The 21,257-nt window shown below is 57.6% G+C and carries 15 protein-coding genes and 4 pseudogenes; 11 read left to right on the top strand and 8 right to left on the bottom strand.

The annotated features are described in order from the left end of the window. Positions 1-371 precede the first annotated feature (371 nt). Positions 372-1,418, bottom strand: coding sequence for a GGDEF domain-containing protein (locus AC1DT6_RS12980; RefSeq protein ID WP_441633736.1), 1,047 nt, complete (start codon positions 1,416-1,418; stop codon positions 372-374). A gap of 274 nt (positions 1,419-1,692) precedes the next feature. Continuing rightward, a pseudogene (locus AC1DT6_RS12975) lies at positions 1,693-2,058 on the bottom strand (tyrosine-type recombinase/integrase); the annotation flags it as partial. A 58-nt stretch (positions 2,059-2,116) separates the two neighbouring features. Here AC1DT6_RS12975 and AC1DT6_RS12970 point away from each other — a divergent pair. After that, positions 2,117-2,335: pseudogene (locus AC1DT6_RS12970) on the top strand (nitronate monooxygenase); the annotation flags it as partial. A gap of 336 nt (positions 2,336-2,671) precedes the next feature. On the opposite strand, the gene AC1DT6_RS12965 reads toward AC1DT6_RS12970, so the two are convergent. The 4 genes from AC1DT6_RS12965 to AC1DT6_RS12950 form a co-directional block, all read right to left on the bottom strand. Further along, entirely contained in the window at positions 2,672-3,466 is a 795-nt protein-coding gene (locus AC1DT6_RS12965; protein WP_441633738.1) for an IclR family transcriptional regulator, read from the bottom strand. 806 nt (positions 3,467-4,272) lie between these two features. Further along, positions 4,273-5,703, bottom strand: a complete 1,431-nt coding sequence (locus AC1DT6_RS12960) for an efflux transporter outer membrane subunit (protein WP_441633740.1) — start codon at positions 5,701-5,703, stop codon at positions 4,273-4,275. A gap of 10 nt (positions 5,704-5,713) precedes the next feature. Continuing rightward, positions 5,714-8,833, bottom strand: coding sequence for a MexW/MexI family multidrug efflux RND transporter permease subunit (locus AC1DT6_RS12955; RefSeq protein WP_477114719.1), 3,120 nt, complete (start codon positions 8,831-8,833; stop codon positions 5,714-5,716). A 20-nt stretch (positions 8,834-8,853) separates the two neighbouring features. Beyond that, entirely contained in the window at positions 8,854-9,975 is a 1,122-nt protein-coding gene (locus AC1DT6_RS12950) for an efflux RND transporter periplasmic adaptor subunit (RefSeq protein WP_441633744.1), read from the bottom strand. 348 nt (positions 9,976-10,323) lie between these two features. Here AC1DT6_RS12950 and AC1DT6_RS12945 point away from each other — a divergent pair, with 348 nt between their 5' ends. Next, a complete protein-coding gene (locus tag AC1DT6_RS12945) occupies positions 10,324-11,262 on the top strand; it encodes an AraC family transcriptional regulator (RefSeq protein WP_441633746.1) in 939 nt (312 codons plus the stop codon). 155 nt (positions 11,263-11,417) lie between these two features. On the opposite strand, the gene AC1DT6_RS12940 is transcribed toward AC1DT6_RS12945, so the two are convergent. Further along, positions 11,418-11,588 carry a hypothetical protein gene (locus tag AC1DT6_RS12940; RefSeq protein WP_441633747.1) on the bottom strand — a complete coding sequence of 57 codons (171 nt, stop codon included), beginning with the start codon at positions 11,586-11,588 and terminating at the stop codon, positions 11,418-11,420. A gap of 1,313 nt (positions 11,589-12,901) precedes the next feature. Between AC1DT6_RS12940 and AC1DT6_RS12935 the strand changes: the two genes are divergently transcribed. From AC1DT6_RS12935 to AC1DT6_RS12895, 9 genes and pseudogenes are all read left to right on the top strand, one after another. After that, positions 12,902-14,443, top strand: a complete 1,542-nt coding sequence (locus tag AC1DT6_RS12935; RefSeq protein WP_441633749.1) for an acyl-CoA synthetase — start codon at positions 12,902-12,904, stop codon at positions 14,441-14,443. Between the two features lie 43 nt (positions 14,444-14,486). After that, positions 14,487-14,945 carry an FAS1-like dehydratase domain-containing protein gene (locus tag AC1DT6_RS12930; protein WP_441633751.1) on the top strand — a complete coding sequence of 153 codons (459 nt, stop codon included), beginning with the start codon at positions 14,487-14,489 and terminating at the stop codon, positions 14,943-14,945. A 4-nt stretch (positions 14,946-14,949) separates the two neighbouring features. Further along, a complete protein-coding gene (locus AC1DT6_RS12925) occupies positions 14,950-15,357 on the top strand; it encodes a MaoC family dehydratase (protein ID WP_441633753.1) in 408 nt (135 codons plus the stop codon). Positions 15,358-15,368: 11 nt separating this feature from the next. After that, on the top strand, positions 15,369-16,172 hold the full coding sequence (locus AC1DT6_RS12920) for an enoyl-CoA hydratase/isomerase family protein (protein WP_441633755.1): 804 nt from the start codon (positions 15,369-15,371) through the stop codon (positions 16,170-16,172). A 94-nt stretch (positions 16,173-16,266) separates the two neighbouring features. Continuing rightward, a complete protein-coding gene (locus AC1DT6_RS12915; protein ID WP_441633757.1) occupies positions 16,267-16,734 on the top strand; it encodes a MaoC family dehydratase in 468 nt (155 codons plus the stop codon). Between the two features lie 262 nt (positions 16,735-16,996). Next, a complete protein-coding gene (locus AC1DT6_RS12910; RefSeq protein ID WP_441633759.1) occupies positions 16,997-18,313 on the top strand; it encodes an MFS transporter in 1,317 nt (438 codons plus the stop codon). Positions 18,314-18,458: 145 nt separating this feature from the next. Continuing rightward, positions 18,459-19,550, top strand: a complete 1,092-nt coding sequence (locus AC1DT6_RS12905; RefSeq protein WP_441633763.1) for a porin — start codon at positions 18,459-18,461, stop codon at positions 19,548-19,550. Between the two features lie 598 nt (positions 19,551-20,148). Next, the gene (locus AC1DT6_RS12900; RefSeq protein WP_441633761.1) at positions 20,149-20,454 is read left to right on the top strand and encodes a hypothetical protein; all 306 of its coding nucleotides are present in this window, start codon (positions 20,149-20,151) and stop codon (positions 20,452-20,454) included. Positions 20,455-20,722: 268 nt separating this feature from the next. Then, positions 20,723-20,995 (top strand): annotated as a pseudogene (locus tag AC1DT6_RS12895) (TniQ family protein); the annotation flags it as partial. Positions 20,996-21,058: 63 nt separating this feature from the next. Here the strand turns inward: AC1DT6_RS12895 and AC1DT6_RS12890 are convergent. Beyond that, positions 21,059-21,257 (bottom strand): annotated as a pseudogene (locus tag AC1DT6_RS12890) (ISKra4-like element ISBusp5 family transposase); the annotation flags it as partial.

Here is a 21,257-nt window from a genome sequence, read left to right as displayed (position 1 = left end):
GATCCGCGTTCATGCCACGATCTGCGCGCCAGGGAGATCTTCATTGAAAGCACTCGCGAGCATCGGCAGGAGAAGAGCGTTTTTCCTTCATCTATCCTGGCTGGCACCCACATTTGCGGAATTTGAGGTTGCCATTAGCCGAAATAACGATCTGCAACAGCTGGACGCTTCAGAAAGGTTTGCGGGAAACGATTTTGCAGCTTCACGATGGCCTGCGGCACCGGATCGACGGGCTTAGCGGGCTCATTTACGGGCTTAGTCGGGCGGGCTGAAGCCTTAGTTAGGGGGGCGCGACGCGTCTTGGCCCGTGGTGCGGCCTTGACTTGCTTGTGCTTCAGCCAGTATCTACGTCAGGGGCGGACGGGCATATTTCAGCGCGAATGTAACTTGAACGACTCCCCCAGCATACCCGCGCGATCGACGCAGGAAATGCGATTTCGGCCATTTTCCTTTGCGTGATACAACTGCGCGTCGATTAGGTTTAGGAACGCGGTCGGGTCCATGCGCTCAGTCGGCACGATCGTGCCGACGCCGAAGCTCGCCGTCACGCACTGGTTGTACGGCGAGCGCACATGCGCAATCGCTTCCTCCGCGATAAAAGCGCGGCAGCGTTCGGCGATTCTCACAGCGGCCTCCGCATCGGTGTCGGCCAACACCAGCAAGAATTCCTCGCCGCCGAAGCGGACAAGCACATTGCCCGGGCCGGCCACTTCGCCCAGCAGGCGGGCGATCCGCTTCAGACATTCGTCCCCCTGCAGGTGGCCGTAGTAATCGTTGTACGACTTGAAGAAGTCGATATCGATCATGATTAACGACAGCGGCTTGCCGTTTTCTTTCGCTGTCGCCCATTCGCGTTCCATCACGCTGTTGAACATGCGGCGGTTGCCTACTCCCGTCAGGCGTTCTCTGAACGAAAGGTGTTCGAGTTCCTTCTGCAGTTGCGCGAGCTTTTCCTCCGTGCGCTTGCGCTCGCTGATGTCGAACATAAAGCCGATCAGTGAATCGACATCGCCTTTGGCGTTGCGCACGACGTGCACGACGTCGCGCAACCATATGTATCCGCCGTCGCGCGTGAGCGCGCGATAGTCGGCTTCGTGATCGGTGCCMGCCTGCGACTGTGCAACGCAAAACTCGACCACCGCTGTGCGGTCGTCCGGATGCATACGCTCGGCCCAATCGTTGACGTTCCTCCAGGTCGACGGCGCCCAGCCCAAGAGCGCTTCGATCTGTGGACCGATATAGGCGAATTCCATAGTCGCCCAGTCGATTTTCCAGGGGATGGCTTTGGTCGATTCCAGCAGGGTTCGGTATACGGCACTGTCGTCGTCGCCGAACACGCGGTTCGGCGGGGCAAGGGTTTCTTGATGCCGCAAGAAGGCGGCCTGTAGCGTGCTTTCCGGGGTATCGTGGCAGGTCATGCTGGTTGTGCGTACGGTTGCTGTAGTGACGCTGCTTGTATTAACGACAGCTTGTGCCGGTTCCTGAAGGGGGCTGGAACGGTTATCCTGCCGTTCGTGGCTTCGGCGTCCGCTCGGTTTCGAGACGCATTTTTTACGTCGATCGGCCCGCTTCAGTGCTATCGATGCCGTTCGAGAAGTCGGTCTGGAGTCCAAAGCTGACGCGCTACACTGTAGTCTTGTTTCGCCAGCGCCGCGGCGGGGCATTGACCAAAGCAGGCATGCTGGCCGCCCGTCACGTTTCGCGCGTCCACCCGATCCGGTGACGTTCCTGCGTGGCCTCATGCCGTGCATCGTCTTCGGTGTGCAGGTAGGCGCTGGTCGTGGCGATGGATGCATGCCCGAAATTGTCCCGCACGAAACGCAGGTCCACCTGCTGGTCGGCCATGTGCGACCCCGCGGTATGGCGCAGCCAGTGCGCTGACGCGCTGGCCAGCACCGCGGCCCGGCTTGCCCACTCGGGGCCGCGCGCGCGCAGGCGCGCGGCGGCCATCCCGAACACCTCCTTCAGCACCAGGTGCAGCGCGCCCCGTGACAAGGGTTTTTCCTTGCCGATGATCGGCTGCACGATGGGGCGCTCCTCGCCGGGATGCTGTGCCGGTGGCCCGCTCACACAGTTCATAGTGTGTTGCATCGACCGGTTGAATCCACACCAGATATCGGACATCCACGAGCAAGCGGCCGGCGTTTACCCTCGCGTCATGGTTGACGGAGAGATGGACGCTGGAGCTTGGAGCTGCGGAATGGTTGCCGGTCTAATCAACGATATTCCGACGGTCAAGGACACGAAGGAGCGGATTATGGTGGAGGCCGAAACGCTGATCCTGCATCGGTTGTCTGGCTATTTGGGGGTGGTCGCTGGCACTGTCATTAGGTAGGTTCAGATCTCAGCGGGCTTGATCGCCCTTTCTCTGGGGTAGGCCAAGACGGGATTCTGCTCGTAGAGCAGAGCGACGAAACCTAGCCACATCAGTTTCGTTGGCTAGCGCATGAAGAGGAATGGAAACATGCGCCGATGCCGGGACCCAAAGCGTTGCTACAGTGAGATGTGCCGTCCTCCATGGCAAGGACGTACGCAATTTCAAGCGTTGGTACCCACCTGACAGGCGAATCGACGGACTTCCGTCTGCGATCGTGGCCCCCGGATTTGGCTACACCATTACAAGGAGCGCTTGTCGGGCATGGCTGGATGGGGGCTCACCTGCAGATAGCGCTCACTCGTCACCAGAGTTGCTCGGATTAACGCGCGGCCGTTTCGTTGACTCGGCACCCAGGCGTCTTGAGAGCGCGGTCGCTTGGGTCACCAGGACAGATTCGATCTTGCGTTCCAATCCCTTAGTGAGCCGCACAGTCGGCAAGGCCACGGCAATCGAGGCGATGGGGCGTCCCTGGATATTGAAGACCGGTGCAGCCAGCGCGGTTATGCCAGGCATGTACTCCTCCCGCCCATACGCGATCCCGACCTTTCGTACTTCGGTAAGTTCCTTGTGTATATCCTTAATCTTTGTCAGAGTGCGCGCCGTATAAGCAATTGGCTGATGCGTAGAGAGATACTCGTCGATTTCGGTGTCATCCAAGAACGCTAAGATTGCGCGACCCGCAGCATTGGCAAGCATAGGTAATCGCTCTCCAAGATTCAATGTATGCGCAAGGGGCGACGGGGAACTCTCTGCGCAAACCACAATGCAATCGTTGCCCTTCGGTAGCGTCAAACATGAAAATTCGTCCAACTCCACATACAGCTTGTGAACGAAGGGCGCTCCCTCGCGAACAATATTCAGGTTCCTGAGATAGGCGTTGGCGAGATACATGACCTGCGAGCCGATCGAATATCGAGCCGTTCCTTCGTCTAGGTGCAGGTAACCGGGCTGCTGGAGGTCGCGTAAAAGCCCCGTCAAGCTGCTCTTCGGAATACCGAGGCCTGCGGCAATCTCGGAATGGGTGGCGCCGGTCTTGCATTGCGCAACAAATTCCATGATTGCCAACGCCCGGAAAGCAGATTTCGCCATACAAGTCTTTTGAACGAGAAGTTGTGCCGGATCCTATTCTAAGTGATTTCGAGCCCAGCAGGATGTTGAGGGCGCAATGGTAGGGAGTGGCAACTTTGCGGCTTAGGTTGGCAAGTGGTGGTGGAGATGCCGTACTTCCGTCGGGACGGCACTCCTGAGAGCGCCATCAAGGGACGTCCTGTTGGCGGCGTTTCGATTGTCGGAGTGCAGCGGCGTCTACGTTTCTGTGTGTACAATCACGTGCGGGTGCGCAGTGCCGTGCCACAGTGCCACAGCTGTGCGCTGGCTCTCCGCACGCAGGAGGGACGCGCATGTGAACTCGACGTACCGGGTGGCCGACAGGTGGCCGTTTGGTCACTGGCTTCCGCGTGAAGGAAGAGTATCCACTCCAGTTCTGGGTAAGAATGGCAGTTTGCTGCCTTCTGCTCGAACCCTTGGGGGCCCGTCCAGATCCACGGGAGCAATTCGGCACAAGGGCATCCGCCGCTCCGCCGTCGCTGTTTCAGTGTTTCCCGACGCAACAATGCAGAGCTGCCTTGTGCCCGATGCTCTACGCCCGTGCTGGTGGGGAGTCACGAACATGCCCGCAACCGCAACCAGCAAGTCTGCAAAGAATTAAGCAGGCGGCCTTCGATCAAGAGGACCGGGGTGGCGATACACGCGAATCGTGGTAGCAGGGATGGAGATTATGATGAGTCTCTCCTTCGTTGCGCTCTTGTGGGCGATGAGCGTGATCATCAATCACGATTGATTTTGACCTGCTCAAGGATCTGATTTAAGCCTGCTCCGAAGGAGGCTGAAACCGCTCACGAATCGGCCGGCGCCGCAGGGGGCTCCCAACCACCTCCCAATGCCTTGTATAGCACGATGAGGCTGATATAGGATGCCGTTTCTGCATCGGCCAACCCGTCTTGTATGCGCAAGAGCGTACGCTGCGCGTCCAATTCAGACAGGTATGATGCCCGGCCTTCGCGATACTGCGTGTGCAGCAGCGATGCGGCCTGTTGGCTTTGGTCGGCCGCCTGTGCAAGGTCGCGCACACGTTGCTGCGTCTGGCCATACGTGGTCAAGGCAGCTTCAACCTCCTCGAGTGCGCGCAAGACCGTTTGCTCATACCGCGCCTGCGCAGTTTGTTCGCTTGCCTGGAATGCACGTTGACGTGCGCGCACGCTTGCCAGATGCAATGCAGGCCAACTAATGAGCGGCGTCACGCCGAATGCGCGGCTAGAACTGCTTCCAAGATCGACGCCTCGCATGGCCACAAAGCCGAGGAATGCGCCGAGGTCAATACGTGGATATAGCTCTGCTGTGGCTGCCCCCACCTCGGCCGTCGCAGCTGCCCACGAGGACTCCGCACTTGCGACGTCCGGTCGTCGGCGCAGCAAGCTGCTTAGGTCGCCAATCGGCAGATGCGTGTCTAGAATGGGCAGCTTCGATTGCTGCGCAAGCTCCCCTAACTCATTTGGCCGCAACGCGGCGAGGATCGCGAGGTGATAGAGTGCCAAGCGGCGCGATGTCTCAAATTGCGGGATCAGAGCCTTGGTGCTTGCTAGCTCGGCACGTGCGCTGGCCAAGTCGCTGGCCTGGGCTCGCCCAGCAGAGGCCATCGATTCCGTGACTCGCAAGGTGGCTTGACGGATTTCGAGATTCGCCTGTGCAAGCTCCAAGTGCCGTTCGGCTCCGCGCATTTCATAGTAGTTGCGGGCCACCTCTGCGACCACGACAATGCGCGCTTGAGCTAGGTCCGCCTCTGCCGCATTGCTTCGGGCCGCGGACGCCTCAGCCGTACGTCGCAGGCGCCCGAATAGGTCGATCTCCCAGTTTGCGTCGATGCTTGCGTGGAAGTTCTGTACTAGGTTGCGCTGGCCGACGGGCCCCGGGTTGGCCTGTGACATGCTCCGGTGATAGCCTGCGTTTGCCGTGACAGTCGGAAATTGGTCCAGGGTTTTCTCATCCAGCACGGCGCGTGACTCCAACAGGCGCGAGTGAGCGATTCGGATATCGTGATTGCGTTCGAGCGACAGGTTGACGAGCCGGTCCAGTTGCGGATCCTGCAGTTGACGCCACCAATCGCGCTGAATTCGGTCAGAGGTGAAAAGCGCCTGCTCGGGGCTGATTATCGTGACTGCTGCCTCGACCGGAGGCCTAAAGTCCGGACCGACCGCACACCCAGAGAGGACGATGGCACCGAGAATCGCGGCCGTGTGAAGAATAGGAGTGTATCGTGTCTTGTTCATGGACTTTTCCTTATGCACGATCCGCTTCCGTGGGCTTTAAGTTAAGGACGGCATCGGCGGAATCCGCTAGCAGTGTCGTGCGCGCACCCGCGATCTCGCGCGTCGCGCGGTGGTCGACAGCGATGATCGTGTATACCGTCGGAAGCACGAACAGCGTAAAGACCGTACCAACGAGCATGCCTACCACGATCACTAGACCAAGGTCGTATCGGCTGTTCGCGCCTGCACCCGATGCAAACAAAAGGGGAACTAGGCCGACAACCATGGCGGCCGTCGTCATCAGGATCGGGCGCAGCCGCATTCTCGCCGAGTGCTCGATGGCCGCGCGTCGATCCAAGCCCGCTTTCACCTGCATCTCGTTGGCGAATTCGACCATTAGGATTCCGTGCTTGCTGATCAGCCCGATCAGGGTGACCAGGCCTATCTGCGTATAGATGTTGATGGTGGCAAAGCCTAGCGCCAGCGGGATGAGGGCGCCACAGATCGACATTGGTACGCTGATCAGAATGATGAACGGATCTCTCAGGCTTTCATATTGGGCTGCCAGGATAAGATAGATAACGATGATTGCGAAAAGGAAAGCCATCATGAGCGCTGAACCTTCCTGCGTGTACTGACGCGCATCTGACAGCCAATCATAGGTGAAGCCGGGGGGGAGCGCCCTAGCTTGTTCGGTCAGGAACTGTACCGCGTCGCCCATTGTCACACCCGGATTTGGAATGGCCTGAAACGTGGCTGAATTCAACTGATTGAACTGAGTCAGCTGATTAGCCTCCACGCCCGTGGACAGGCGCACCAAATTCGACAGCGGAACTTGCTCGCCCGTTGCGCTCTTGACGTAATAGCGCGACAGTGCCTCTGGCGAAATACGCTCATTGCGTAAGCTCTGCGGGATCACGTCGTAAGATCTTCCGTCGGTGCCAAATCGATTGATGTAGTTTTCGCCGACTAGAACTGCGAGTGTGTCGCCGATGTCCTTCATGGTGATCCCCAAGCTATTTGCCTTGGTACGATCTATCTGGATGTGGACCGCTGGATTGTTGTAGTCCAGGTCGCTGTCCACGACCATGAATAGGCCACTCTTGCGTGCCGATTGCTTCAATGTCTCYATGGTTTCATATACGAGACGGTGATCTCCCGCGCTTTTGATGACCAGTTGAACAGGCAGCCCCCCGGTCGAGCCAGGCAGCGATGGCAGCTGAAAAGCAAAGACATTGCTGCCCTCGATGTCGTTGGCCCTGCTTTGCATGTCTACCTGAATTTGGTCGGCATTGCGCTTTCGCTTGTCCCAGTCAACAAAGTTGACGCCCGCGATACTGTTGGCTACGCCGCCAGAGCCATTGATTAGCCACAGATTGCTCTGTTCAGGAAGTGTCCTCATGGCGTCATTCCACTTTTGGCCAAATTTTTCCACATAGTCAATATTGGCGTTTTGGGGTGACTTGATGGCCGTGAGAACGGTGGACTGATCCTCCACGGGCGCCAACTCGCTTTGTGCGCTGCGGTAGAGCAACGGCAGGCTAACGAAGACGATCGCTGCCAGCGCGCCGCTGAACCAGCGGTGATGCAAAGAGATATCGAGGAGACGGCCGTATGCGGTACCTACCTGTTGAAATATCTGCTCCGCGCGGCGCGCCATCCGTCCTTCGGACGCCTTGCTGTCGAGCAGGAAGGAACTCATGACCGGCGACAGCGTGAGCGCGATGACGCCAGACACGACCACAGAACCGGCCAACGTGAAGGCGAACTCCTTGAATAGCGTGCCCGTTAGGCCGCCCATGAGTCCGATCGGCGCATACACCGCAGCTAAGGTGATCGTCATGGCGATCACTGGCGCGGCAACCTCGCGTGCGCCGATCAGTGCAGCCTGCACCGGCGACTTGCCTTCCTCGATATGGCGGTGGACGTTCTCCACCACCACGATGGCATCGTCTACGACCAGGCCGATCGCGAGCACCATGGCCAACAGTGTGAGCAGGTTGATGCTGAAGCCAAACAACGCCATGAACGCCGCGGCGCCGAGCATCGACAGCGGTATGGTTACCACCGGAATGATCACTGCGCGCCATGAGCCAAGGCACAGGAAGATCACGCACACAACAATGGCAATGGCCTCGAACAGCGTGCTTCGGACTTCGTCAATGGAGGCGCTAATAAAGCGTGCGAGCTCGAACGGAACCGCCACCTGCACGTCGGGAGGCAGGCTCTTTTTGATTTCTGGCAGCAACTCATTGACCTTGCTGACAATGGTGAGCGGATTGCCGTTAGGCGCGGCGTTTAGGCCAAAATAGACGGCCTTCACACCATCCATAGTCGCGCTGGTGTCTGCCGAAGCCGCACCCAGTTCTACGGTCGCGACGTCGCTCAGCCGGACAATACCGCTAATCGTTCGTTTGATCACCATGTCGCGGAATTCCCCCACGTTGATCAGATCGGTATTCACCTGAATGTTGGACACGACATAGAGTCCCTTGGCCTGCCCCGGGGCAGCTTGCACATTGTTGTCGCGCAGCGCCTGCGCGATCTCGCCAGCTGAGATGTTGCGCGCAGCCAGGCGATCGGCGTCCAGCCATATACGCATCGCCATCCGCTGACCGCCATTGAGATCAAGGCTGGCAACGCCCTCGATCGAAGAGAACTGGGGCTGCACGACGCGGGAGACGTAGTCGGTCAGCGCGGGGATGGACATCGTCTTGCTCGCGAACCCTACATAGGCCACGGCCGTGGCGTCACCGGACGACTTCGTCAGTACGGGGTCGTAAGCCTCCTTCGGGAGCCGATACTTGACTTCGTTCATTTTGGCCATGATCTGAGTCATGGCCTTGTTCGAGTCTGCGTTCAGCTTCATCCGCAATGTAATGATGCTTCTCCCTTGCGTTGAGGAGGAGGTCAAGTAGTCGATGTTCTCGACGGTGGCGACAGACTGAGCGATAGGCTGCGTCACGAACCCTTGCATGAGTTCCGGCGACGCACCGGGGTATTGGGTGGTAATGGTTAGCGTGGAACTCTCGGTCAGCGGATACTGACGTATTGGCAGCCCGCCCAACGCGCGCAGGCCCATGAGCAGTATCAACGTGCTGACGACCAGTGCCAGCACGGGTCGTCGGACGAAAAGATCAGTAAATTTCATGATGAGATTTCTTGTCGTGACTATTGGCGCGCGACGTCGCTGCCGTTCGGTACCACGGCCACGGTGTCGTGGCCAACAACTTGCACTGCGGCGCCGTTGTGCAATCGCAACTGGCCCGACGTCACTACGCGCTCGCCGGCGTGGATACCTTCGGTGACGACCACCTTTCCTTCTATGTGCTCTCCGGTTTTCACATACGACTGGCGGACGCTGAGGGCCTTCGGGTTCATGTCTTGCAAGACATAGACGAACTCGCCATAGGCGCTGTAGCTGACCGCAGTCTCGGGAACGGTGACCACAGCTGGTCGTGGCGGCAGCGCCACGCGAGCATTGACGTACATGCCGGGCGTGAGAGCACCGTCCGTGTTTTCCAGCGTGGCTTGCACTAGGAGCGTCCGGGTGCCGCTATCGATCTGCGGCTCAATGGTGCTGACCTTGCCGGTGAAACGGCGGTTCGGATGCGCATCCACCGCGACAGTCATGACCTGGTCGGGCCTTACCTCGCGCAATGCCCGCTCCGGCAGCGTGACATTGGCGTACAGGGTGTGTGAGTCCGTGAGGGACACCATCCCGTCACCAGTATGGACGAATTGCCCCAGGTTCACGCGCCGTACACCCAGTACACCGTCGAAGGGCGCCTTGATGCGCTTTTGCTCTATCAGGGCCTGAGTGCGCCGGATCTCGCCTTCTGTCTGGTCGTAGGCTGACTGTGCTTGATCAAGTTGCTCCTGCGTGGCGGCCTGCTGCGGCAATAGGCGGCGCGTGCGTTCGAGCATGGCCCGGGCATTACTGGCTTGGGCCTTCAGGCGTGCGAGATCGCCTTGTTCTGGCGCGTCATTCAGTTGCACCAACACCTGTCCCGTCCGCACCCTGCCGCCTGGGTAGAACAGGATTCGCGAAATGAGACCACTTGTCTCCGCCGTTACAAGCACTTGCCGGGTGGCTTCGAGCGAACCGATGCCTGTCAGGAAGCCGGGGAGGTCGGATTGCTCGGCCACGGCCACTGCCACTTTCGTGGCCGGGACTCCTGCTGCGCTCGTCTTGCTTGCCGCTTGCGCGCGGACGTGAAGTACCCCAGCGCCAATCGCGGCGAGAGCCAACAGGGCGGAGCAGCCCAGCCCAATCTTGAGTGTTTTGTTCATGATGTCGGTTTGTCTTGGTCAAAGGCCGGGTGCAGACTTTCGGACGCGCCAACGTGCCGTGACGCCGGTTCTCATCCACGCGTACCCTCACACGGATTGGCCCGGCTACATCTCTGCACTGCTTACCGAGAGCTAAAGCGGTATGCCTCTGGCTGAAAGGAAGAGGTGACGATGGCCAGTTCTTTGCGTTGAGCGTGTTGTCGCGCGTATTTCATGGACTCGCCTGAGCCTTGCGTCGAGGTTTCTACAAAGACCCGTCTTGCCCCGGGAAGAATGATATAGAGGAACGAATGGGCAATCTACGTGATAGAGTCCGGGAAACTTTGTTAATCGTCCATAAAAGTAATCATGGATCCACTTTCCGATGTCCTATCTTTACTGCGCATCCAAAGCTATCTTTCGGCTACGCTGAGCGCGGGTGGGGCGTGGGCGATCGAGTTTCCCGCGCAGGAGGGGATCAAGTTCAGTGCAGTCGGGCGGGGTAGCTGTTGGCTTCTGGTCGACGGTGAACCGGAGCCGTTGCAGTTGCGGGAAGGTGATTGTTTTCTTCTGACGCGGGGGAAGTCTTTCACGCTGGCCAGCGACCCGACCATACAGCCGATCGACTCTCGGGCGATTGTTCAGAGGATTGCGGCTGACGAGCTAGTCTGGCACTGTGGTGGCGACGATGTCGTGATTTTCGGTGGACGATTCGCATTTGCCGGTGAACCGGCCGCTTTGCTGATCGGCACGTTACCCCCCTTGGCACACATCAACGAAGGTTCGTCCCAGGCAATGGTGCTGCGATGGGCATTGGAGCGATTCACGGAAGAACTTCGCGACCGGCAGCCTGGCAGATCCCGAATGGCAGAACATCTTGCGCACCTCATGTTTGTTGAGATATTGCGTGTTCATCTGAAGGCGACGAGTCAGAGTGGCAGTGGATGGCTCGCCGCGCTGTCGGACCGTAATCTGAGTAGGGTGGTCGGTGCCATGCATGCCGCGCCAGCAAATCGCTGGAGCGTCGAAGACTTTGCCCGCGTGGCAGGAATGTCGCGATCGGCCTTTGCCTATCGCTTCAAGCAAGTGGTTGGCGTGGCACCGATGGAGTACCTGACGCGATGGCGAATGCTAGTCGCCGGCGATCGGCTGCGTCATACTGACGAACACATATCATCCATCGCATATTCGCTCGGCTACGATTCCGAAAGCGCATTCAGCACCGCGTTCAAGCGAGTGATGTCGTGCTCTCCAAGGCAATATCAACGAAGCTCCACCGCGCAGGCTGTGGCGCAGCCCGCTGCCTGACACTTTTGGCTAACGGCGTGCCATGGTCGGTTACGTCATGCTAACCGCAGGGAGGATGGGCACGCGGCATGCACGTGCGGCGTGACGTGGGAGGCGACAATCATTTTGTCCGGCGGCCAAGATGTTTGTCGGTAAACCGGACATCCTGCTTGACGCTATCCAGTGACGTTCATCTCCAGGGAAGCGTCAGCGAACTCCGCTGCATCATAGCTCTTGTCTGCACCTGGCGTGATCGCTGTGTCTGAATCCTTCGCCGCCTGGAGAGCATCGTCGACCATGACCTTGGTGGCCTCGCGTTCTGCACGGCCGTCGGCGACTGTCACCATGGCCCTGGCACCAGGCTGTGAACGGTTATACCGCTCAGGGGGTGCCCATGTAACGCAATTCACTGAAAGTTTTGCCGATACAGAACAGCAGAGCATCATTGTCCGTCCTGGACTCCTGGACTCCTGGACTCCTGGACTCCTGGGCTCGCTACTCCGCTTGCCGCCTTTGCATTCGCCACCGTGGTTGTTGTTGTCCTCGCCATCCTTGCGGACAAAGCTCTTGAGGTCCGTCCAAGCTTAAATCAGCGTACCGTCGACGCTGACGTGTTCGCCAGTCGGCCAGCTCTTCTCTTGCGCAATAGCAAGCACGGATCGGTCGTTTGCGGTTGTAGGTGAACACCGTGGGGCCCGCAGGCCTCGTCGGCCATGGCCAGACCGACGAACCAGCGGAAGAGGGCTGTTAGAGAGCACCTGCAGGCATGGCCCCGCCACAACTTCTCCGGCGCGATACTCTCGCGCGCGCCTCCAAGATCCGCATCGTACATTCCCGCGAACGGCCAGTTCATCTTCGCCAGCGCTTGATTGGCCATGGTACGGCTACATGCGTAGTGGATGGGATTGGGCACGAAGTCGTTAAGTCGCCGCTCGGCGAACAGTGCCTGCGCCACGCATCGCATGTTCAGGGTCGTGCGAGGGTCTCATATCAACGCACATGCTGACTCCGAACTGACTTCTGCCGGAGGTGCTTCACCAGCCTGATAAGTATTGGATCCATGAGCGGAGGGGTTGCCGATAGGCTCTGGACATCGCGGTGCTGCCCCGCAACCCCCTGCCCGTCATACCGAGAACTCTGCATCCAATGCTATGAGATCGCCAGCGTTGCGCCATCGGCCGGAACTGAGCCGTACGGCACGCTCCTGCATCCCTGGATCGTCGCATCACCAGCATGCCTGTCCGGAACGGTTCCGCGGCAAGTCGGCTTCTTCTGAGAATCTCCTCCTTGACTGAGCGTGAATTGCACACCTATACTTTGTTCACATACAGGATGTGAGTTCACGTATGTGAACTATGACCAAAAAATTAGGCCTCCATGGAAGGCGACGGAGACAAACGTAATGCTTAGTGATCAGAGAGCTCTATGTGGAACGTACATGCGAGCGGAAGTGCACTTTCAGTGCGTACGAGCGCTGGACACGTGATTCCAAACAGTTAGTCGCCACCTTTGAAATTGCCAGCTGCATTTCCGGCTACTAGGCATTGATCCCGAGGGGGCGGCGGAGATGGCGATTCCGTCACTGCAGCCGATTGGTAGCGCCCGGCGCCAGCAATCGGTGCAGTGCAATTTTGCGAAACTTCAACGAGTAATCTGAAAAATGCATCTGACATTAGGCCTGCATCGTGCTGTCCGGCACGAGCCGAGCAGCGTAGCCACGTTCTACGAAGGACGCACCCATACATTTCGACAATTGGCTGACCGCGTGGCCAGGCTGGCCGGTGCGCTGCGTACTATCGGCGTAAAAACGGGCGATCGTGTTGCTATCCTCGCACTGAACTCTGACCGATATATAGAGTACTACTTGGCGGTATGGTGGGCCGGCGCGGTCGTGAATCCGATAAATACGCGTTGGGCCACACCAGAGATTCTCTATTCGCTAGACGACTCGCAGTCCGAGGTGATGTTTGTAGACAGCGCGCACAAGTCGAAGATCGATGAATTGCGCGAGGGTAGCACTACGCTTGAGCACATTATTTACCTTGATGAAGAAGAGAAGCCTAATGGCACGCTTTCCTACGAAGATCTCATTGAAGATGGTGAGCCGATTGAGGATAGCTACCGCCACGGAGACGATATAGCCGGCATCTTCTACACCGGAGGCACAACCGGATTTCCAAAAGGAGTGATGCTCAGTCACACCAACATCGGTGTTCCGGCCATGACGTTTCTTTGCGAAGAGTATGGCTTCGGTTCCGTTTCTCTTCATACCGCGCCGTTGTTCCATGTCGCGCCGCTAATGTACGTAATAGCTCAGCTATTTAATGGTGGCCGCCACATCGTCTTATCCGGATTCGAACCAGCGCAGGTGGCGCGTGCGATCGAGGAGAGAAAAGTCACGGATGTACTACTGGTCCCCTCAATGCTCCACGTTCTGCTCGATTCTCCGGTTGTTCAAAAAACGAACTTCTCAGGTCTCAGGCGGATCTGGTACGGCGGGTCGCCAATCGCAGAGACAACCCAGCGTCGAGCGCTCGAAGTGTTTCAACCCAGCGGCTTGGTTCAGCTCTACGGCCTGACCGAGATTCCCGTTGTTGCATTGCTTTCCGCAGCATGGCATGCACCCGAGATGAGAAAGCTTCGATCAACCGGGCGCGCCGCTCAGGAAAACGAAATCATGATCGCCGACGCGAACGGAAGAGAAGTACCGCGCGGCTCGATCGGTGAAATAGTCGCGCGCGGACCCAACGTAATGAAGGGATATTGGAACAAGCCAGTGGAGACGGAGACGGCCATCCGTAATGGCTGGCTATGGACAGGTGACGCCGGCTACATGGACGACGACGGCTTCGTGTTCATTGCTGATCGCTTCAAAGACATGATCGTCACGGGGGGGGAGAACGTTTACGCGGCGGAAGTCGAGAACGCCATTGCGAAGCACCCGGCAGTTGCCGCCTGTTCAGTCATAGGTATTCCCAGCCACGAGTGGGGTGAGTCGGTTCACGCTGTGGTGGTGCTGAAGCCTGGCGCCCGCGAATTTACCGTGGAGGAGATCCGACATCATTGCAAAGATCTGATCGGTGGATACAAGAGCCCACGTAGCATCGAATTCAAGCCGTCACTTCCGCTTTCAGCATTCGGCAAGGTCGTCAAGGACGAGCTTCGAGCGCCGTTCTGGAGAGACGCAATTCGAAAGGTATAGATCGACGTCGACCAACACACGTAAAAACTTCCAGGAGGTTCAAGTGAATCAGGCACAAAGGGATATCCAAAGTCACCTTGTCGGTGTAGCTGCGCCCCCTTTTAGGGGAGTCGTCGAATATACCAAGGTCGTCGAGTACGCACAGGCCATTCATATCCGCAACCCTATTTATTTCGATCGTGAGGCCGCGATCGCAGCGGGATACCGAAACGTTGTTGTGCCCCCTGGTTTTATCAACCCATTCTCACTACAACCGCGTTCCGCAAAGTTCGAGACATTTGGCATTAATGAAAAAAGAGCGGTCGCAGGGGAGTGGTCATGGGAGCAGCGACTTGTCATTTGTGCAGGTGATGAACTTCACGGGCAGAGTGTACTTGTCGAGTTTAGTGAGAAGCAGGGAACGCGTCCGAAACGCATTTTCGTGATCGAGACTACGTATTCGACTGACGATTGCGAGGCCGCCATTGTGGTTCGCGACACAACGATCGAGTTCAAGGAGTGAATCCATGAGAGATCCAATTGAGGAACTCTGTCCAGCCGTTAGTCGCGTCGATATCGCTTGGGTGTGTGTTGCGACCAATGACGGCAATCCGTTGCATCTCGATCATGAATTCGCAAAGATTGCCGGCTTTGCGGACGTGGTCGTACCGGGACATCTCTTGATCGGATGGATCGGCCAGTATCTCGAGGACTGGTGCGGTGGTCCTGAAAATATCCTGGGCTGGGCGCTACGCTTCACAGCGCCGGTATGGCCAGGTGACCGTATTAAGCTGCAAGGTGAGCTGACGGAGTCAGTTCTGCAATCCGGCGAAACCGTGATGGTGACAATCACAGCGACATCGCAGAAAGATCAGGTGGTCGGCATCGCTAGGGCGGAATTTCGCCTCTCATACGCGAAATCATTTAACAACTAAGGAAACACACCGTGGACCGCTACGCTCGCTACACCAAGCTGAAGTTTGACCGACCGCATCCTCATACATTGCGAATCACGATCACCACTGACACAAAGCACAACTTCATGGACGCCGATATGCATAGAGAGCTCGGTGAGGTCTGGCGAGACATCGACGTTGACGAAAGCGTGTCCGCGGTGCTACTCACAGCAGCCGGCGCGTCCTTCTCAGCTGGTGGAAACATCAAGCGCGCCAGCGACACTTACGAGTTCGAGGAACGCGCGCGAACGATGAAGGAAGCGCACAACATCGTCTATAACATGATCAATTGCAGCAAGCCAATCGTCAGCGCGGTGCGGGGGTGGGCGGTCGGCGCAGGCCTGGCATGTGCGCTGTTGGCCGACATTTCTATAGTTACCAAGGACGCGAAGCTCATGGATGGCCACACGAGACTGGGGATAGCTGCCGGCGACCATGCCGTCATGCTATGGCCTTTGCTCTGCGGCATGGCGCAGGCTAAGTACTACCTTCTCTTGTGCGATCAACTGTCCGGCGCGGATGCCGAGAGAATTGGTCTAGTTACGATGGCAGTCGAGGACGATGAGTTGGAGCAGAAGTCATTGGATATTGCAATACGATTGGCCGAAGGTGCGCCGAGTGCAATACGCTGGACTAAATATGCTCTTAATAATTGGTTCCGACAGGCAGGCCCAATTTTTGACACGTCGCTCGCGCTAGAGATGATTGGATTCTTTGGTCCAGAAGTCAAAGAGGGGCGCTCTGCGGTGAACGAAAAGCGGCCTGCAAAATTCGAACAAAATATTTGGTTTTGATTCTCCCACCAATCTCAGGGGGCAGCATTCGTCAGCGCAACGCCATGCACGCTGAACTTGTTGCGATAGTTTTGTGTTATGGAAAATTAAAATCATGATAAGTGACGGCGTACTGAGGCTGGGACAGGGTTACGTCTGGCAGGATCTGGAGATCGGTCAGCGATTCGACACCTACCGCCGAACCATCACCGAGTCTGACCTGGTCAGCTTCATCAACTGCACCGGTATGTTGGAGGCTATCTTCATCGATGCCGAGTACAGCACCCGTTTCGGCGCGGTAAAGGGACGGATCGTACCTGCGGCGCTCACATACGGGTTGATTGAAGGCATGTTGTTTCAAACAATGATTCAGGGTACGGGTCTAGCACTGCTTGAATCACATCAGAAAGCGCTCAAACCCGTCATTGTCGGAGATTCAATCCGCGCGACTGTGGAGGTAACAGGAGTCAAACAGACATCGAAGGATAACCGTGCAGTCGTTGCGTCACAGGTTGAGGTGTTCAACCAGCGTGATGAGGGGGTCCTGACCTATCAGGTGGTACGTCTTCTTGCTGGACGGTAGACAACCCTACGGTCGACGAAAGAAATTTCCTCAGTTATCGGGTAGCCAAATCGGTAGACCTGTATTTGGCATGCACCCGTTCACCAAGCCGATGTAGCGGCGCGATCGTTTCAATCACCAAACAGTGAAAAATGGCACCAGGTTGACCTAGACCGCAATCGCGCGATGGTATCGACCAGACGGAAAGCGGACAAACGAGTCGAGCGAGGTACCGAGTTTCACCATAAAAAGTTGCTCCACTAATTCGGAGGAGATTAAAACCATGATTACCGCTGGAACGATAGATGGAATCAGGATCGTGCCTGCAGAGATTGAAGCTGCTGTTTACAGAAAGATAGCTTGGCGTCTCATACCCTTCCTAGGGTTGTGCTATCTCATGTCCTACCTGGACCGCGTTAATATCAGCTTCGCGAAATTGCAAATGCTGCGGGACCTCGGGATGAGCGAAGCCTCCTACGGTCTGGGCGCTGGTTTGTTCTTTATTGGGTACATTCTCTGTGAAATACCCGGCAATGTTATCTTGCAGAAGGTTGGGGCTAGATTCTGGATTGCCCGCATCATGATTACGTGGGGGATTCTGTCCGGCCTCATGATGTTTGTCACATCTCCTTGGCAGTTCTATGCGCTGCGGGTTCTACTTGGCGCTGCGGAAGCAGGCTTCATCCCAGGGGTGGCGTTCTTCCTGGCTAGTTGGTTTCCAGCTTACCGTCGTGCTCGCGTCATGAGTCTGTTTTTTCTTGGAGCAGCTCTCTCGGGTGTAGTGGGCGGCCCGCTTTCGGGCTGGATCTTGACTCACCTTCATAATTCCAGCGGCCTTCATGGCTGGCAATGGCTCTTTCTGCTCGAAGCGATTCCGACGGTCGTGCTTGGAATCATGACTTTCTTCGTCCTCGCGAATTCACCCAACGAGGCGAGATGGCTTTCGCAGAAGGAAAAGGAGATCGTGGCAGGCATTCTAGACGCCGATGCTGGCGAAGCGGGACATAGCACACACCGCTTTGTGGACGGACTAAAGGACATGAAGGTGTGGTTGCTGGGTGTCATCGATTTTTCGATCCTCATCTGTATCTACGCAATCAGTTTCTGGATGCCGACTTTCATTCGAAATGCTGGTTTGCACGATACCTATCAGATTGGGCTGCTCACTGCCCTCCCGAGCGCTGCTGCCGTGATTGGCCTGCTGTGCCTCGGATGGAGTTCGGACCGGTACCGGGAACGCCGTTGGCACCTAATTTTGCCGTTAGTCGGTGGATTCGCGGCCATGGTAGCGAGTACGTGGTTTCCGCAGAACGTTGTGATGACAGTCAGTTTGCTGACAGTTGCTTACGGTTTGGTCTTTGGGTCGATACCGGTCTTGTGGGCTGTGCCTCCGTCCTTTCTGCGAGGATCCGCAGTGGCCTCGGGGTTCGCGGTAGTTTGTTCCGTAGCTAACGTCGCGGGACTTGTCAGTAACGGAATCATCGGTTCCGTGTTGGACCTAACTGGTAGTGCCGCAGTGGCGATGTGGGTGTTCGGAGCAATCCTCCTCATTGGAGCCGCACTGGCTTTCTCGTTGCCGGCAAAGCAGGTCAACCGTTAGGCGATGCAAATGGCGATGGCCTCCAGCCAAATCTTGGGGTATAGCCGTAAATCATTTTATACAAATAACATCAAGAATTTTTCAAAACCACAACGGCGGCATAGATCGCCAGTGCGATCTGTGCGTCAACAAGGAGGAGAGAATGATGAGCCATCGAAGGCTGGTTGCGGCATTGTTTGCAGCAGCCCCTGTGCTAGCCTGGTCCCAGTCCGTCACAACATACGGTGTGATCGACACCGGTGTGGAGTATGTGAATAACGTTGGCCCATCCGGCAATAGCCTGGTGCGCATGCCTGCGCTCACGGGAACGGTGCCTTCCCGTTGGGGCCTGCGGGGCTCCGAGGATTTGGGCGGCGGCCTGAAGAGCATTTTTGTCCTGGAGTCGGGCTTTGCACCGGATTCTGGTACCGCTAATCAAGGCGGTCGACTTTTCGGCAGGCAGGCGCTGGTGGGGTTGTCGGGGGAATGGGGGCAGCTATCGCTTGGAAGGCAATACACGATGTTGTTTTGGGCAAATCTGGATTCGGACATCCTTGGCCCTAATATCTATGGATCGAGCTCGCTCGACAGCTACATCGCAAATCCGCGCGCAGACAACGCGGTGGCATACAAGGGGAAGTTTGGGGGGCTGACCATCGGCGCCACTTACAGCTTCGGCCGTGACACAGTCAACGCCGGTCCAAGCGCCGCCGGCACGAACTGCGCGGGTGAGAATGCCGCTAGCAAGTCGTCATGTCGCGAGTGGTCGGCGCTGGTTCAGTACGAGTCCAATTGGTGGGGGGTCGCGGCCAGCTATGATTCTCTGCGCGGTGGTCCTGGAGCATTTGCCGGCCTCACTAGCAAGGATTTGACCGACGACCGCCTTCTGATAAGCGGCTATGTTGTTCTCTCACAAGCTAAGCTGGGTGCGGGCGTGATTCGTCGCGACAACGAGGGCAGCAGCACACCGCGCAGCGAACTATGGTACGGCGGCCTCGCCTACGACATCACGCCGGCATTCACGCTGGCGGGCCAAGTCTACTACCTCAACTACCGCAACAGTGGAGACAAGGCGATGCTGTACGCGCTGCGTGGCTCCTACGCGTTTTCCAAGCGGACTTCCGTTTACGCCACAGCTGGCTATATCGACAATGGAGGGCAGCTTGCCATGTCGGTCAGTACCGGCGCACCCAACTCCAACCCGAAACCAGGCGGCTCTCAATTTGGCAGCATGGTCGGAATCAAGCATATCTTCTAGTGCACTTGTGTGATTGCCGAAGCCCAGTGGGGTAGCTTCCTTCGTTGGACGGGCCGTTACTCCACATTTCATGCCGACTGGGTTCGGACATATCGACATTGCTAGCTCGGCAGACGATGAGATTGTGTGCTGATGTGATCGGGGCCAACGACATGATGGCGATTGGGTTACGATGCGCGCCGGCATGTTGGGTTGGCCGTCGCCGTCGGAGTTCACTATCGACAGCGCGTGCCGGGCGCCGCGTCGAAATGCTGCGAGTCGGTCGACGAGGGGGCGATGACCACGGCGCGTAACCCAAACGATCATGTTGGGCAGGGTAACTCCCCGGCGGGCTCCTGGGGGCCCCGCACCTGCATGCGCTCGTGCGTCAATCTCGGGCTGAACTCCGTGGCCATGCCAGTCGGAGAAATGGGGGAAACAATGTTTAGGCTGTCCACCTCTGGCGGCCGCCAACGGGCTGGCTGGTGCGCCGACGTGACTGAGTTACGAGTGGCAAGCCCATCGTGGGGGGGTAGGCCGCCGCCGTGGGCTTGTGGTGACGGTCACGCACAGTGCGGGTGGCCATGTCGTTTGTGAACCTGAATCCTGGAAGAAGGAAATGATGGTCGACAAACTGGAACGCCGGTTGGCGGGGCCGGCCAGAACCTACATCGAAGCGGGATATGCCATAGAGGTGGACGTTCTGCAAGTGGCGGACGGAAGCTGGGGAGCGCTCGTCCGTCTGTCAAAGCAGGCTGACGCGCAGTTGCCTGCCGTGCATTTTATGCTTGACCGTACGTTCGAGGACCGTGCCATGGCGTTCTCGTACACGCTGGCGCTGACACGCACGTGCGTGTCGCAGTTCGCACCAGCGGCCACGAACACGATCGCGGACTTGCTCAAGTCCGGCAAGGCCAACACATAGGCAGGCCGCAGCGCGGCAAAATGAGAATTCAACGAGGTTGGATGTCGCTTTGCGCGCTTCGAGATGCCTTGATGGCAGGAGTCGGAAGCCTTCCGAGGCCTCATGGCGGCATTCGAGCGCATTCTTCCTTTGCGACGGCCATCAAATCTGTCGAGGCGAGAGGTTGTCTCGGCGGTTCTGGAGGCGGGCGGAGGTTTGACCGGTGAGGTCTCGCGGCTTTTGAATTCTGCCACTGAGCTTGCGATCCGCGATGGAAGGGAAATGATTGATGTCTCCCACATTGAACACGCCTGGAGCTGAGTGCTCTAACCGGCCGAGGCCGTGGCCCGTTGCACCGCGTCCCTTTGATGGGGAGGCATTTGGAGGCTGGCTTGGACGACTCGCTGGAAAGTACTCCATGACGGTCGAACAGCTTTGGACGCACGCAGATCTCGGTCCGATGCCAACCCTGACGCAAAGGAAATGGCTACTGTTTCCGCCAGTGCCGATCGAGACCTTGGAACGTCTCTCGCAGCTAACCCACGTCAGCGTGGATCGCCTGAGAGCGATGCAGGCCCCAATCGGTTGGTGTTGCAGGAAGCCGTTAAAAAGCCTGGGACGGTTTTTACCAGGGCCAAGACACACGTCGCTGGCCAATCCATGGAAACTGCCGCTGAGCGAGTTCGTGGAATTCCTGGTTCAAGAGGGCGACGCGCACTTGCACGACACTGTGTGCTCCCGCACGACTCCAACGCATATGTTGGCTTTTACACATCCGACGGCCAACGATTCGATTGATAGATGACTCGACGAAGCCGGTCGCG

Source organism: Cupriavidus sp. 01L45 (assembly GCF_056399885.1).
This window is presented reverse-complemented; position numbering and strand designations above follow the sequence as displayed.